This is a genomic window from Azoarcus sp. Soil_N_20 (genome assembly GCF_057656155.1).
In genome coordinates, this window is the sequence record NZ_JBDGKX010000001.1 from 596,529 (window position 1) to 610,299 (window position 13,771).

Genomic DNA, 13,771 nt, shown 5'->3' on the forward strand with positions numbered 1-13,771 from the left:
AAGACTCCGGACTTGAAGGACTGAAAATGAGGGCCGTCGCCCCTGGCACCGGCCTGTGCTGCGCCGGTCCGGCGGTGACGGCGCGATTACTGGATACGTTGCTTGACCGCGTGCACCACGCTCTCGGTGGTGAGGCCGAAGTGCTTGAACAGGTCGCCGGCCGGTGCGGATTCGCCAAAGCTGTCGATGCCGACCACGGCGCCCTCGAGACCGACGTACTTGCGCCAGCCGTCGGTGACTCCGGCCTCAACCGCGATGCGTGGCAGTCCGGCAGGCAGGACCGACGTCCTGTAGGCGGTGTCCTGGCGGTCGAAGACATTGGTCGACGGGATGGACACTACGCGTACCGCGAGGCCGTCGGCGAGCAATGCCTTCTGTGCCGCGGTGGCGAGTGCGACTTCGGAGCCGGTGGCAATGATCACGGCCTGCGGCTTGCCGCCGGCCGCTTCGGACAGGATGTAGCCGCCGCGGCGGATCTCGGCGATCTGTGCCGGTGTGCGCGCCTGGAAGGGCAGGTTCTGGCGTGAGAAGCACAGCGCGGACGGGCCGCCCTTGCGCTCGATGGCACACGCCCAGGCGATGGCCGACTCGGTGGTGTCGCACGGGCGCCACACGTCCATGTTGGGGATCAGGCGCAGGGTGGCGGTCTGCTCCACCGGCTGGTGGGTCGGGCCGTCTTCGCCGAGGCCGATGGAGTCATGGGTGAACACGAACACCTGGCGCAGTTTCATCAGCGCCGCCATGCGCAGGGCGTTGCGGGCGTACTCGCTGAACATCAGGAAGGTCGCGGTGTACGGAATCAGGCCACCGTGCAGGCTGATGCCGTTGGCGATCGCGGCCATGCCGAATTCGCGCACGCCGTAATAGATGTAGTTGCCGCCACTGGCCTTGCTGACGCCCCTAGAGCCCGACCACAGGGTGAGGTTGGAGCCGGCGAGGTCGGCCGAGCCGCCGAGCAGCTCGGGCAGGCTCGGCGCGAAGGCTTCGATGCTGTTCTGACTGGCCTTGCGGGTGGCGATGGTCTCGGCCTTGTCGACAATCCTTGCAATCACGGCATCGACGTGGCTCGACCAGTCGGCAGGTAGTTCATTGTCGATCACCCGGCGGCGGAACTCGGTGGCGAGTTCGGGAAATTCCTTTGCGTAGGCCGCAAGCCTGTCGTTCCACGCGGCCTCTGCCGCACGACCCTGGTCGCGCGCATTCCACGCCGCGTAGACCTCGGCAGGAATCTCGAACGGCGGGTGATTCCAGCCGATGTGGGCACGTGCGGCATCGATCTCGGTCGCGCCCAGCGGGGCGCCGTGCACGTCGTGGCTGTCCTGCTTGTTGGGGGCACCGGCGCCGATGATGGTCTTGCAGCAGATCAGTGTGGGCCGGGTCGCGTCGGCCCGAGCCTGCGCGATCGCGGCCTCGATCGCCACCGGATCGTGGCCCTGGACATCGCGGATCACCTGCCAGCCGTAGGCCTCGAAGCGCTTCGGCGTGTCGTCGGTGAACCAGCCGTCGACGTGGCCGTCGATCGAGATATTGTTGTCGTCATAGAACGCGGTCAGCTTGCCCAGACCCAGGGTGCCGGCAAGCGAGCAGGCTTCGTGGCTGACCCCTTCCATCAGGCAGCCATCGCCGAGGAAAACCCATGTGTGGTGATCGACGATGGCGTGACCGGAGCGGTTGAACTCGGCGGCGAGCACTTTCTCGGCCAGCGCCATCCCGACTGCGTTGGCAATACCCTGGCCGAGCGGCCCGGTGGTCGTCTCGACGCCAGGGGTATAGCCGTATTCGGGGTGGCCCGGAGTCATGCTGTGCAGCTGGCGGAAACGCTTGAGCTCGTCGATCGGCAGATCGTAGCCGGTGAGATGGAGCAGGGCATAGATCAGCATCGAGCCATGTCCGTTGCTGAGCACGAAGCGGTCGCGGTCGGCCCATTTCGGATTGGCCGGGTTGTGCTTCAGATGATGACGCCACAGGACTTCGGCGATCTCGGCCATCCCCATCGGCGCTCCCGGATGGCCGGAATTGGCCTTCTGTACGGCGTCCATCGCCAGGGCGCGAATGGCACCGGTGATGGGGTTGAAAACCGGGGGCGTGACGTTTCTGGACAGCGACATGGTTTCCTCGAGGCCGGGAGGGGCGGCTGGAAAAACCGGAATTATCGCCGAAAACGGGGGGGTATTGGTAGGGGCATGGCGCTTAGACCCACTGTCGTCGCCGCTCCATCAGCTTCCAGATCAAGGGCGTAAGGATCAACTGCATGGCCAGATCGAGCTTTCCGCCCGGGATGACGATGGTGTTGGCGCGACTCATGAATGCATCGTGAATCATCCGCAGCAGGTACGGAAAATCCACCCCGCGTGGATCCTTGAACCGGATCACGACCATGGATTCGTCCAGGGTCGGCACGTCGCGGGCGATGAAGGGATTGGAGGTGTCGACCACCGGTACGCGCTGGAAGTTGATATGGGAGCGCGAGAACTGCGGCACGATGTAATGGACGTAGTCGTGCATGCGGCGCAGGATGGTGTCCTGTACCGCCTCGGCCGAATAGCCGCGGACCCGGGTGTCGCGGTGCAGCTTCTGGATCCACTCGAGGTTGATCGTGGGCACCACGCCGATCAGCAGGTCGACATGGCGTGATACGTCGACCCGGTCGGCAACGACTGCGCCGTGCAGGCCTTCGTAAAACAGGCAGTCGGTGCCGACCGGGAGGTCTTCCCACGCGGTGAAACTGCCCATCGGCAGGTTCCAGCGCATCGACTGGGCCTCGTTGTGGATGTAATACCGACGCCGTCCGGTGGCGGATTCGCCGTAGGCCCTGAACAGGTTCTCGAGATCCTCGAACAGGTTGGCCTCCGGGCCGAAGTGGCTGATACCGCGCTTGCCGGCAAGTTCGGCCTCCTCGATCAGCGCCCGCATCTCGGCCCGGGTGTAGCGGTGAAAGCTGTCACCCTCGACGATGCCGGCGTTGACGTTCTCGCGATGAAAGATCGCCTCGAATGTGTGCTTGACCGTGGTCGTGCCGGCACCCGAAGAGCCGGTCACAGCGATGATGGGATGCTTCAGGGACATGATGGAATCCGTGGGCAGCGTACAGATTGGGAACGGGGCGTTGCCGGTTTCATGGGTTCCCACCGTCGCCATAGACCCGCCTGGCGGCGACCACCAGCACATGGACCTCGGCGGCGGAAAGCTCCGGATAGTGGTCGCGCACGACGCGATAGGCGAGGTGGTCCAGGGTCGCGTTCGCCCAGCGGTTCTCCTTGGCGAAGAAGGGCGCGATCAACACGTAGGCTTCCTCGAAGAGCGCGCGGACACGGTGATACTGTCGTCGGTCGGTCTGGACTTCGGGTTCGGTTGCGGCGGGGCTGGACGGGCTCATGATGGTAGCGGGCATGACGACAGGAGGGATAATAAACCCGGATGCTGTGCGGCGAGGGCGTGGTGGTTTCGGTCAGGAGTGGGCCTGGACCCAGGCACGCCACTCTGCAAACAGTGCCGGGCTGGTCGCGGCGATGATGCCGCGCTTGACTGCCGGGCCCGCCATCAGGGTGCCGCCGTCCAGGGCCATGGCCTGGCCCCCCGATTCCGACAGGATCAACTGTCCGGCCGCGTAGTCCCACAGCATCTGTCCGCCGTGCAGATAGACGTCGAGTCGTCCGGCCGCGACGAAGCACCACTCCAGGGCGCTCGAGCCGAAATTGCGCTGCGAGTAGTACGGTGGCCGAACTGCCAGCTCGTCGCCGAGATGGTGGCTGATGCGCTTGAAGTCCACCCCGGCGACCGCTTCGCCCAGGTGTTGTGCGCCGGCGCGCAGGGGCAGTTCAATGCCGTTGAGGAAGGCGCCGGCGCCCTTGGCGGCGTAGAAGCTCTCGTCGGTGATCGGGTTGTACACCACGCCGAAACGCGGTTCGTGATCGACCAGATAGGCGATCGAAACCGCAAAGAAGGGGATGCCGTTGGCGAAGTTGGTGGTGCCGTCGATCGGATCGATACACCACAGTCCGTGTCGCCCGGCGCTCCACAGACGGCCCTGTTCCTCGGCACTCATTTCTTCGCCGAGCACCGGACCGGGCATCAGCTGGGGCAGGGCCTCGGTGAAACAACGCTGGGATTCGAGGTCGGCCTCGGTAAACAGCGAGCCGTCCGACTTGCGGTTGCTCGAGGACTTCAGGTAACGCGGCAGGATTTCCGTGCGGGTGATGTCGCGCACGACGGATTCGAGGGCGCGTGCGCGCGCCAGACGTTGGGCTGCTGTCGACATTTCTTGCACTCCTTCGGGGGTGGGGCGGTGAGTGCCCGGGGACGTCCCGGCTTCGGCGGAAAGGGTTCCTGGCCTGCGGGAGCGGTCCGGGCATGTCTCCGGCGAGTACGCATGCCTATAATCTTACGATGATTTCACGTTTCCATTTTTCCGGCGTCCTGCCGCAGGACGGAGAAGTAGCACTTCCCGAGACGATCGCCCATCACGCACTGCGCGTCTTGCGGTTGCGCGCGGAGGAGCCGCTGCTGTTGTTCGACGGCTCCGGGGTCGAGGTCGAGGCCCATCTCGTGGTTCGCGGCAAGCATGGTTTTGCCCGTCTCGGCGCCAGGCGCGAGATCAATCGCGAGTCGCCGCTGCGAGTGGTGCTGGTGCAGGCGCTGGCCAGCGGCGACAAGATGGACTGGATCGTGCAGAAGGCGGTCGAGCTCGGCGCGGTCGCGGTGATGCCGGTGCAGGCCGAGCGCTCGGTGTTGCGGCTCACCGGCGATCGTGCCGAGAAGCGCCGGGCGCACTGGCAACAGGTCGCGGTCTCGGCCTGCGAACAATGCGGGCGCAATCTCGTGCCCGAAGTCGGGCCGCTGCGCTCGCTTGCCGCCTACCTCGACGATACGCCCACGGTGAGCAGACTGATCCTGGCGCCGGGTGGCGAGCGACCACTGGCCGACCTGCCCCGGCCGGAGACGGCCTTGCACCTGATGATCGGTCCGGAAGGGGGCTGGACCGATGCCGAACTTGCGGCTTGTCGAGCGTCGGGGTGCATCGCAGTCGGCCTCGGGCCTCGGGTCCTGCGCACGGAGACGGCCGGGTTGGCCGCCCTGGCCGCACTACAGGCGCGCTGGGGCGATTTCTGAGCACGTGCCGTTGCGACCTGCAACCGCATCCAACAACAACTCGAGGGGGAGAACGCACATGTTCGAATCGGCCGAACTTGGACACAGCACCGACAAGGATGCGTTCGACGCCACGGTACCCGCGTTGCGGGCCGAGTTGCTCGATGCCCAGTTCGAACTGCTCGACCTGAAGCAGTTTGCCGTGGTTGTGCTGATCAACGGCATCGATGGTGCGGGCAAGGGCGAAACGGTGAATCTGCTCAACGAGTGGATGGATCCGCGTCATATCCAGGCCTGGGCCTTCGATGCCCCGACCGAGGAAGAGTCTGCGCGTCCGTTCATGTGGCGGTTCTGGCGCGCGTTGCCGCCGGCGGGCAAGATCGGGGTGTTGTTCAACAACTGGTATACCGACCCCATCCACGAGCGGGTCGAGCGCAGCAGCAAGAAAGCCGACTTCGACCAGCGCCTGGACGAGATCCGCCGCTTCGAGGAGATGCTGACCCGCGAGGGCGTGCTGCTGATCAAGTTCTGGTTTCACCTGTCGAAGGATGGACAGAAAAAGCGGCTCAAGGATCTTGAGAAGGATCCCAGGACGCGCTGGCGGGTGACCGAGCGCGACTGGCGCTTCTATGACCTTTATGATCGCTATCGCGATGTTGCCGGCCATGCGCTACGCCTCACCAGTACCGGAGACTGCCCGTGGACGATCGTGGATGGCAGCGATCCGCGCTTTCGTGCCCTGTTCGTCGGGCGGGCCCTGATCGATGCGTTGCGCAGGCGCTTGAGCGCGGCGCAGCAGCACTGGGCTGCGCGCAAGACGGCTGCAGCCTTGCCGCCGGCAATCGATGCGCTGAATCTGCTCAATAGTCTGCAGATGCAGCAGGAGATGAGCAAGAACGAGTACAAGGACAGGCTCGAGCGCTATCAAGGGCGGCTGGCCTTGCTGACCCGCGACGATGCGTTCCGCAATCGCTCGCTGGTGCTGGTGTTCGAGGGTGCCGACGCCGCCGGCAAGGGGGGCGCGATCCGGCGCGTGACTGCGGCGCTCGATGCGCGTCAGTACCGCGTCGTGCCGATTGCGGCACCGACCGAGGAAGAGCGTGCGCAGCCTTATCTGTGGCGTTTCTGGCGACACCTGCCCAGTCGTGGAAAAGCGGTGATGTTCGATCGTTCGTGGTATGGCCGGGTGCTGGTCGAGCGGGTCGAGGGCTTGTGCTCCGAAGCCGACTGGATGCGCGCCTATTCCGAGATCAATGATTTCGAGGATCAGCTCGCCCAGTCCGGAGCGATCGTGGTCAAGTTCTGGCTGGCGATCAGCGCCGACGAACAACTGGCGCGCTTCCGGGAACGCGAGGCCGAGCCGCACAAACGCTTCAAGATTACCGATGACGACTGGCGCAATCGCGACAAGGCGGACGACTACGCGCGTGCCGTGTGCGACATGGTCGATCGCACCAGTACCGAAATCGCCCCGTGGACCCTGATCGAGGCCGACAATAAATTGTTTGCCCGGATCAAGATCCTGCGTACGATTTGCGAGTCGGTCGAGGCCGGATTGGCGCACTGAGTGGCGGAGCGTGCTGCGCGTCGGCGCACGGGAAGGAATTTTGTTGCATATGATTCACTTCGCGGTGCACCAAAACTCGCGGCCGCATCCGCTAGAATCCGGATATGACAACGATAAGGTGGCATGCGCCTGAAGCGCGCGCTGTCTGTGCCAAACCGAGCCAACCGAGCGGTGAATTCTTGAGCGCTGAATCTTCCCCCGAAACCCCTCCCGACCATGCCGTCGCTGCGGCGGGCACCGCGCTCGACTCGACCGCGCAATTCGTGGCCTGGGTGCGTGGTGCCGCGCCGTATATCCATGCGTTTCGTGGCAAGACCTTCGTTGTCGGTTTCGGCGGCGAGGTGGCCGGCGGCGAGTTGGCGCAAAGCCTGGCCTACGACTGCAATCTGCTGGCGGCACTCGGTATCCGCCTGGTGCTGGTCCATGGCGCCCGTCCGCAGATCGATGCGGAGATGGCGCGTCGCGGTCTGGAGCCGCGCTTTCACAATGGTCTCAGGGTGACCGATCCGGCTACACTCGAGTGCGTCAAGTCGGCGATGGCGGTGACCCGCTTCGAAGTCGAGGCACTGTTGTCGCAGGGCTTGCCCAACACGCCGATGGCGGGCAGCTACATGCGGGTGACCGGTGGCAACTTCATTACCGCGCGCCCGTTCGGCGTCGTCGATGGCATCGATTACCAGTACACCGGTGCAGTACGCAAGATCATTGCCGAGGAAATCAACGCTGACCTCGATCAGCAGAACGTGGTGCTGATCACCCCGCTCGGCGTGTCTCCGGCGGGCGAGATCTTCAATCTGTGCATGGAAGAAGTGGCCGAGGCAGTCGCAGTGGCGGTGAAGGCCGAGAAGCTGATCTATCTGTGCGACGCGCCGGGCCTGCTCGATGCCGATGGCAAGCTGATCGAAGCCGTGACTGCGGACGAGGCCCAGCGCAAGTTCGATGCGGGCGAGGGCCTGACCGAAGATCTCCACCTCTACCTTCCGTGTGCGATCCGGGCGGTACGCAAGGGCGTCGCACGCTGTCATCTGATCGACCGCGACAAGGACGGCGGGCTGTTGCTGGAGTTCTTCACCCATGCAGGAGTCGGTACCGTGGTGTCGCGCGATGTGCTGTTCCGGCTGCGCGAGGCGAGCGTCGACGACGTCGCCGCGCTGGTCTCGCTGATTTCGCCGATGGAGGCCGATGGCACCCTGGTTCGACGCGGACGGGAACTGCTCGAGCAGGAGATCGAGCGTTTCACCGTGGTCGAGCACGACGGGATGCTGGTCGGGTGTGCGGCGCTCTATCCTTTCAGCGAGGACAATGCAGCCGAACTGGCCTGTCTCGCGGTGGTGCCCGAGTATCGCCGTGCGGGGCTCGGTGATCAGTTGCTCCGGCGTATCGAGCGACGTGCCCGAATGCAGCGCCTGGAGCGTCTGTTCGTGCTCACCACGCGTACCGCGCACTGGTTTCGGGAACGCGGATTCAGCGAAATCGGTCCCGAAGCCCTGCCGCAGCAAAAACGTGAGCTCTACAATCTGCAGCGTCGCTCCAAGGTCTTCGTGAAACCGCTATGACAACGATCCGGTGCGCCCTGTCGCCGACCTGCCGCATGCCGGCGCTGCTGGAGGGCCGGCTGTGAAGCTGCCGCGCTTCTGGCGTTCGTCGCCCTGTTCCGCCGTGCCCGATGCCACGGTCGCCGAGGTGGAATTGTTGCGCGGCGTCGTTGAAGGCATCCATGGTATCGAGGTGCTGTTCGGTGCCGCCGGGGAACTGCGCTGGATCAGCCCTTCGGTGGAGCGACTCACCGCCCGGCCGCCGTCCACCTTTCTGACGGCCGACGATCCGCTTGCGCTGCTCGTTCATCCGTCCGACCTGGCCTATTCCAGGCGGGTGATGGGCGAGGTGCTGGAATCGGGTGAGGCGCGTGACTTCGAGCTCCGTCTGCATCGCGACGACGGTGGCATCAATTGGGTGGCCTGCCACTGGCGCGCCTTGCGTGACCGCGTGGGCGGTGTTGCCGGTGTGCGTCTGTCCGCGGAGGATATCCAGGCACGGAAGGAAACCGAATACACGCTGCTCGAAACCGTGGCCGAACTTCGCCGTGCCCAGGCTTTGCGTGAGCATTATCTCGCCCGCAGCAACGACGAGCGCCATCGCCTCTCCGCACTGCTCAACGTGATCCGGCTGGGTATCCTGTTCATCGACCGTGATCACCGGGTGTTGTATTACAACCGCGCGATGCTCGATCTGTGGGCCTATCCACCCGATGAGAACCTGATCGGTGTCCGCGACGTGGTGCTGCAGAGCACCGTCACCCCGTTGCTGGAGTCGCCTGCAGAATACCTTGCCCACATTGAGGCGGTGATTCGCCGGGCCGAGGTCAGCGAACCCTATGAGATCCACTTCAAGGACGGCCGGGTCGTGACCGACCTGTCGGCGGTGGTCGAAGGCGGCCAGGACGGACGCGGTATCGGCCGGGTCTGGATCTATGAGGACGTCACCGAACGCCGCCGCGTGGCGCAACAGTTGGTGGCGCTTGCCGAGCGCGATCCGCTGACGAATCTGTTCAACCGCCGGCGCTTTCATGAGGAGCTGGACCGTCTGCTGGCCGATGGCGGGCGGCGCGAAGTCCGGGTGGGGCTGCTGACTTTCGATCTCGACGGATTCAAGCCGATCAATGACCAGTACGGTCATCAGGCGGGGGACGAAGTCCTGGTCACGCTGGCCGAGGGCGTACGACGTATCGTGCGGCGCAACGAGATGTTCTTCCGCCTGGGTGGCGACGAGTTTGCCGTGCTGGTGCCGGAAGCCACGGTCGAGGCCCTGTCGGAGCTCGCCACCCGGCTGGTCGAAGGCATCGCCGCGCTGCCGTTCCATTTTGGAGGGCAGGCTGCCGGCGTTACCGCCAGTATCGGCGTGGCCTGCTATCCGCAGGACGGGATCGACGGTGAGGCGTTGATGGCCGCGGCCGATGCCGCCATGTATCGGTCCAAGGCCAACGGGCGGAATCGCTGGGTGCTGGCCGGGCGCTGAGCGGATGTAGAATGGGGGCCTGAATTTTCGACAACCCCGTTATTTGTAGAGAGGATTGAACGATGGCCCGTATGGTCAATTGCGTGAAGCTGGGTCGGGAGGCCGAAGGTCTCGATCTGCCGCCGGTGCCGGGCGAACTGGGCAAACGTATCTACGCCAGTGTGTCGAAGGAGGCGTGGCAGCAGTGGGTGAAGTATCAGACCATGCTGATCAACGAGAACCGGCTCAACCTGATGGATGCGCGCGCGCGCAAATACCTCGCCGAACAGATGGAAAAGCACTTCTTCGAGGGCGGGGCAGACCAGGTTTCAGGGTACGTGCCGCCGGCTCAGTGAGATCGGTCGGTTGCACCGTGATGCCGTGTTGAACGGCCTTCGACAGAAAAAGGATGGTCGGCAACCATCCTTTTTAACGACCTGCAGTGCTCAGGGCTTGGGCGGCAGACCTTCGGCGACGACCGATTTGGCGTAACGCACATCGCGTCCCTGAACCAGGAAGACGACGTATTCGGCGACATTCTTCGAGTGGTCGCCGATGCGCTCGATAGCCTTGGCGATGAACAGGACCTCGAGGCTGTTGGAGATGGTGCGCGGGTCTTCCATCATGAAGGTGATCAGCTGCCGCATGATGCCCTTGAAGCAGGCGTCCACTTCCTCGTCCTGCTTGCTGATCGCAGTCCAGTTCGATGCATCGGCGCGGGCAAAGCTGTCCAGCGCGCTGCGCAACATGTCCAGCGCCAGCCCGGCCGAATAGCCCAGGTCGATGCGCAGTGAGAATGGCATTTCGCCCGAATGCAGACGCTTGGCGGCTTTGGCGATCTTCTTGGCTTCGTCGCCGATGCGCTCCAGATCCGCGATCGACTTGATCACCGTCATCACCAGGCGCAGGTCGACGGCAGCTGGCTGGCGTTTGGCGATGATCTGGTTGCAGTCTTCGTCGAGCTCGATTTCGAGCAGGTTGATGCGGTGGTCGCCTTCGATGACGCGTTCGAGCAGGCCGATGTTGCCGGTTTTCAGCCCTTCCAATGCGTTGGCAACCTGGGTTTCGACCAGGCCGCCCATCTGCAGTACGCCGGTACGGATCGTTTCCAGTTCGGTGTCGAACTGCTTATGGGTATGTTCGGTCATTTTTGCCATTGCGGTATCCAGGAAGGGGACAGGCTAACAGGTAAAAATTACTGTTTTGTGTCAGTGGCGAACCTGGCGCTCGACTCCGGTAGCTGCCGCCAGCAGCAGGACATCGGCACCGCGACGGGCAAAAAGGCCGTTGGTCACGACGCCGACAATCTGGTTCAGCTCCGTTTCCATGGCAACCGGGTCGTTGATCGACAGGCCATGCACGTCGAGGATCAGGTTGCCGTTGTCGGTCACGAAATCTTCGCGCAGGCGCGGGTTCCCGCCCAGTTTTACCAGTTCGCGGGCGACCTGGGCATGGGCCATCGGAATGACCTCGACCGGAAGCGGGAAGCGACCGAGAATGCTGACCTTCTTGCTCGCATCGCAAATGCAGACGAAGCGCCGCGACACCGCGGCAATGATCTTTTCGCGGGTCAGCGCGCCGCCACCGCCCTTGATCATGCAGAAGCCGCCATCGATCTCGTCGGCGCCGTCGACATACACCGGCAACTCCTCGATATCGTCCAGGCTGAACAGCGGGATGCCGTGGGCCGCAAGGCGCTGCGAGCTGGCTTCCGAACTGGAGATGGCGCCACGGATGCGGTCACGCATGCCGGCCAGGCCGTCGATGAAATGGTTCACCGTCGAGCCGGTACCGACGCCAACGATGCTGCCTTCCTCGACTTCCTGCAAAGCGGCGAGGGCCGCGGCTTTCTTGAGTTCGTCCTGGGTCATGGGCGGATCCGTAGGAGGTGGGACGGGGTTCAGACGAGCCCGTCGAAGGGTTGCACCAGTACACGCTCCCCGGCCTGCACACCCGTGCAGTCTTCGGGGAGCACGATAAAGCAGTCGGCTTCCGACATCGAGCGCAGAATGCCCGATCCCTGGGCGCTGGCCGGAGCCACGCTGATCCGGCCATCGGCGCGCGTCATGCGGCCGCGCAGGTATTCGCAGCGCCCGGCTTGTTTGCGGACCGTCTCGGTGCAGGTGACCTCGAACAGTCCGGGGGCCGGCAGCGGGGAGACACCCATCAACTTGAGCAAGGCGTCCTGAACGAACTGGTAGAAGGTGACCAGGACCGCAACCGGATTGCCGGGAAGACCGAACAGCCGGGCCTCGCCGATGCGGCCGAAGGCCATCGGCCGTCCGGGCTTGATCGCCAGCTTCCAGAATGCGACCTCGCCCATTCGCGTCATCATTTCGCGGATGAAGTCGGCCTCGCCGACCGATACCCCGCCGCTGGTGATAATCACATCCGCTGCCTGCGAGGCGTCGCTGAAGGCCGCCTCGAGTGCGGCCGGATGGTCGGCGATGACCCCCATGTCGATAAGCTCGCAGCCAAGCCGACTGAGCGCGCCAAAGAGCGTATAGCGGTTGCTGTCGTAGACTTGGCCGGGCGCGAGGGGGCGACCGATGGTGGCGATTTCGTCGCCGGTGGAGAAGAACGCCACCCGGAGCCGGCGATGGACGACGATCTCGGCGATGCCGAGCGAAGCGATCAGGCCGAGTTCGGCCGGGCCGCAGCGGCTACCTGCTGCCAGTGCGATGCCACCGAGCGCAAGGTCCTCTCCCGCACGGCGCAGGTTCTGTCCGCTACGCTGGCCGGCCGGGATGAACACCCGGTTGTCCTCGCGGCGGACCACCTCCTGCACCACGATCGTGTCGGCGCCTTCGGGAATCTCGGCACCAGTCATGATGCGGGCGGCTTGCCCGCCACCGACGATGCCGGAGAAGGGCTTGCCGGCGAAGGCGGTGCCGACCACTGTGAGCACGGTGTCGCCGCCGCCACCGAGGTCGGCGGCGCGTACCGCATATCCATCCATCGCCGAATTGTCGTGGGCCGGCACATTGCACGGCGCGATCACGTCCTCGGCGAGGATGCGGCCAAGGGCGCTGCGCACGGCGACCCGCTCCCAGCCGGTCACCGGCTCGATGGAGTCGAGAATCGCACTGCGTGCCTCGGCAACGCCGAGAAAATTGCGCCCTGGGTCGGCGCCTGTCGCTGGCTGGGTCATCTGCTTATCCGGAAACGAGGTGTCCGCTGGGGCTACGGCTCTGCATTTTCACACATTGAGGGCTATCCGTCGTGCGACGCCGCGCCGGTCCCCGACGAGGCGTCCATGCAAGCAGGTCGTGTCGTCGAGCCACCGTTGGAATCATCCTGCCGGCTGCACGTCTTCCAGTTGCCGGTCGTCCAGCTTCCAGTCCGCCAATGACGCATTGCCGCGCAAGCGCAATGAGCAATGGACAAAAAAATAGGGTGGACAAGCCACCCCATTCGTCGTGCCGGTCGAACGCCTCAGCGCAGACCGGCTGCGTAGTCGGCCACCGCCTTCATCTCCGGGTCGGTCATCTTGATTGCGATCATACGCATCATGCTGTTCGGATCGTTGGCGCGGACGCCGTCGCGGAAGCCCTTGAGCTGGGCTTCGGTGTAGTCGGCGAACTGCCCGGCGAGTGCCGGATACTGAGCGGGCAGTCCCGCGCCTGCGGGACCGTGGCAGGCGGCACAGGCGGGAACACCCTTGGATGCGATCCCGGAGCGCCAGATTTGCTGACCGCGTTCGATCGTCTCCAGGCTCTTCGCTGCCTCGGGCTGCAGTTTCTGGGTCGAGAAATACTGGGCCAGACCCTTCATGTCGCCTTCGTCGAGGCCGGCGACCATCGCGCCCATCACCGCATTGTCGCGGACGGGCGGCTTGCCGTCCCAGCCCTTGAACTCGCGCAATTGCTTGAAGAGGTATTCGGAGTGCTGACCCGCCAGCTTCGGGTTGGCCGCGAGCTGGCTGTTGCCGTCCGCCATATGACAACCTGCACAGACCGTTTCAGCGGTCTGTTTTGCCTTGGCCAGGTCGGGTGCCTGATCCTGGGCCTGGAGGCTGCCTGCGACCAGCAGCAGCGAGAGCAACAGGGAACGCTTGATCATGATGTCCTCGGAAAGCCGTGAATTGTTGTCTCAAAACGCGGTATTCTATATCACGAAACG

At 64.3% G+C, this 13,771-nt stretch carries 13 protein-coding genes; 5 read left to right on the forward strand and 8 right to left on the reverse strand.

Annotated features, from left to right (window positions below; all coding sequences use genetic code 11):
- Positions 1-86: 86 nt before the first annotated feature.
- The 4 genes from tkt to AC3A35_RS02795 all read right to left on the reverse strand — a co-directional run bounded on the left by tkt (position 87) and on the right by AC3A35_RS02795 (position 4,258).
- Positions 87-2,108, reverse strand: a complete 2,022-nt coding sequence (tkt, locus tag AC3A35_RS02780) for a transketolase (RefSeq protein ID WP_487434371.1) — start codon at positions 2,106-2,108, stop codon at positions 87-89.
- An 82-nt stretch (positions 2,109-2,190) separates the two neighbouring features.
- Positions 2,191-3,066, reverse strand: coding sequence for a phosphoribulokinase (locus AC3A35_RS02785; protein ID WP_487434372.1), 876 nt, complete (start codon positions 3,064-3,066; stop codon positions 2,191-2,193).
- A gap of 49 nt (positions 3,067-3,115) precedes the next feature.
- A complete protein-coding gene (locus AC3A35_RS02790) occupies positions 3,116-3,376 on the reverse strand; it encodes a hypothetical protein (RefSeq protein ID WP_487434373.1) in 261 nt (86 codons plus the stop codon).
- Between the two features lie 72 nt (positions 3,377-3,448).
- A complete protein-coding gene (locus AC3A35_RS02795) occupies positions 3,449-4,258 on the reverse strand; it encodes an inositol monophosphatase family protein (RefSeq protein ID WP_487434374.1) in 810 nt (269 codons plus the stop codon).
- Between the two features lie 128 nt (positions 4,259-4,386).
- On the opposite strand from AC3A35_RS02795, the gene AC3A35_RS02800 reads away from it, so the two are divergent.
- The 5 genes from AC3A35_RS02800 to AC3A35_RS02820 all read left to right on the forward strand — a co-directional run bounded on the left by AC3A35_RS02800 (position 4,387) and on the right by AC3A35_RS02820 (position 10,005).
- Entirely contained in the window at positions 4,387-5,109 is a 723-nt protein-coding gene (locus AC3A35_RS02800) for a 16S rRNA (uracil(1498)-N(3))-methyltransferase (RefSeq protein ID WP_487434375.1), read from the forward strand.
- A 58-nt stretch (positions 5,110-5,167) separates the two neighbouring features.
- On the forward strand, positions 5,168-6,655 hold the full coding sequence (pap, locus tag AC3A35_RS02805) for a polyphosphate:AMP phosphotransferase (RefSeq protein WP_487434376.1): 1,488 nt from the start codon (positions 5,168-5,170) through the stop codon (positions 6,653-6,655).
- Positions 6,656-6,834: 179 nt separating this feature from the next.
- The gene (argA, locus tag AC3A35_RS02810) at positions 6,835-8,211 is read left to right on the forward strand and encodes an amino-acid N-acetyltransferase (protein WP_487434377.1); all 1,377 of its coding nucleotides are present in this window, start codon (positions 6,835-6,837) and stop codon (positions 8,209-8,211) included.
- A 67-nt stretch (positions 8,212-8,278) separates the two neighbouring features.
- Entirely contained in the window at positions 8,279-9,670 is a 1,392-nt protein-coding gene (locus tag AC3A35_RS02815; protein WP_487434709.1) for a sensor domain-containing diguanylate cyclase, read from the forward strand.
- Positions 9,671-9,732: 62 nt separating this feature from the next.
- On the forward strand, positions 9,733-10,005 hold the full coding sequence (locus AC3A35_RS02820; RefSeq protein WP_487434378.1) for an oxidative damage protection protein: 273 nt from the start codon (positions 9,733-9,735) through the stop codon (positions 10,003-10,005).
- A 90-nt stretch (positions 10,006-10,095) separates the two neighbouring features.
- Here AC3A35_RS02820 and phoU read toward each other — a convergent pair whose 3' ends face one another.
- From phoU to AC3A35_RS02840, 4 genes are all read right to left on the reverse strand, one after another.
- Entirely contained in the window at positions 10,096-10,797 is a 702-nt protein-coding gene (gene phoU, locus AC3A35_RS02825) for a phosphate signaling complex protein PhoU (protein ID WP_487434710.1), read from the reverse strand.
- Between the two features lie 60 nt (positions 10,798-10,857).
- On the reverse strand, positions 10,858-11,520 hold the full coding sequence (rpiA, locus tag AC3A35_RS02830) for a ribose-5-phosphate isomerase RpiA (protein ID WP_487434379.1): 663 nt from the start codon (positions 11,518-11,520) through the stop codon (positions 10,858-10,860).
- A gap of 29 nt (positions 11,521-11,549) precedes the next feature.
- Positions 11,550-12,800, reverse strand: a complete 1,251-nt coding sequence (gene moeA, locus AC3A35_RS02835; RefSeq protein ID WP_487434380.1) for a molybdopterin molybdotransferase MoeA — start codon at positions 12,798-12,800, stop codon at positions 11,550-11,552.
- Positions 12,801-13,084: 284 nt separating this feature from the next.
- The gene (locus AC3A35_RS02840) at positions 13,085-13,711 is read right to left on the reverse strand and encodes a c-type cytochrome (RefSeq protein ID WP_487434381.1); all 627 of its coding nucleotides are present in this window, start codon (positions 13,709-13,711) and stop codon (positions 13,085-13,087) included.
- Positions 13,712-13,771 lie beyond the last annotated feature (60 nt).

Coding starts and splice junctions, on each gene's coding strand:
- tkt (WP_487434371.1), bottom strand. CDS start 2,108: ATGTCGCTGTCCAGAAACGTCACGCCCCCGGTTTTCAACCCCATCACC.
- AC3A35_RS02785 (WP_487434372.1), bottom strand. CDS start 3,066: ATGTCCCTGAAGCATCCCATCATCGCTGTGACCGGCTCTTCGGGTGCC.
- AC3A35_RS02790 (WP_487434373.1), bottom strand. CDS start 3,376: ATGAGCCCGTCCAGCCCCGCCGCAACCGAACCCGAAGTCCAGACCGAC.
- AC3A35_RS02795 (WP_487434374.1), bottom strand. CDS start 4,258: ATGTCGACAGCAGCCCAACGTCTGGCGCGCGCACGCGCCCTCGAATCC.
- AC3A35_RS02800 (WP_487434375.1), top strand. CDS start 4,387: ATGATTTCACGTTTCCATTTTTCCGGCGTCCTGCCGCAGGACGGAGAA.
- pap (WP_487434376.1), top strand. CDS start 5,168: ATGTTCGAATCGGCCGAACTTGGACACAGCACCGACAAGGATGCGTTC.
- AC3A35_RS02820 (WP_487434378.1), top strand. CDS start 9,733: ATGGCCCGTATGGTCAATTGCGTGAAGCTGGGTCGGGAGGCCGAAGGT.
- phoU (WP_487434710.1), bottom strand. CDS start 10,797: ATGACCGAACATACCCATAAGCAGTTCGACACCGAACTGGAAACGATC.
- rpiA (WP_487434379.1), bottom strand. CDS start 11,520: ATGACCCAGGACGAACTCAAGAAAGCCGCGGCCCTCGCCGCTTTGCAG.
- moeA (WP_487434380.1), bottom strand. CDS start 12,800: ATGACCCAGCCAGCGACAGGCGCCGACCCAGGGCGCAATTTTCTCGGC.
- AC3A35_RS02840 (WP_487434381.1), bottom strand. CDS start 13,711: ATGATCAAGCGTTCCCTGTTGCTCTCGCTGCTGCTGGTCGCAGGCAGC.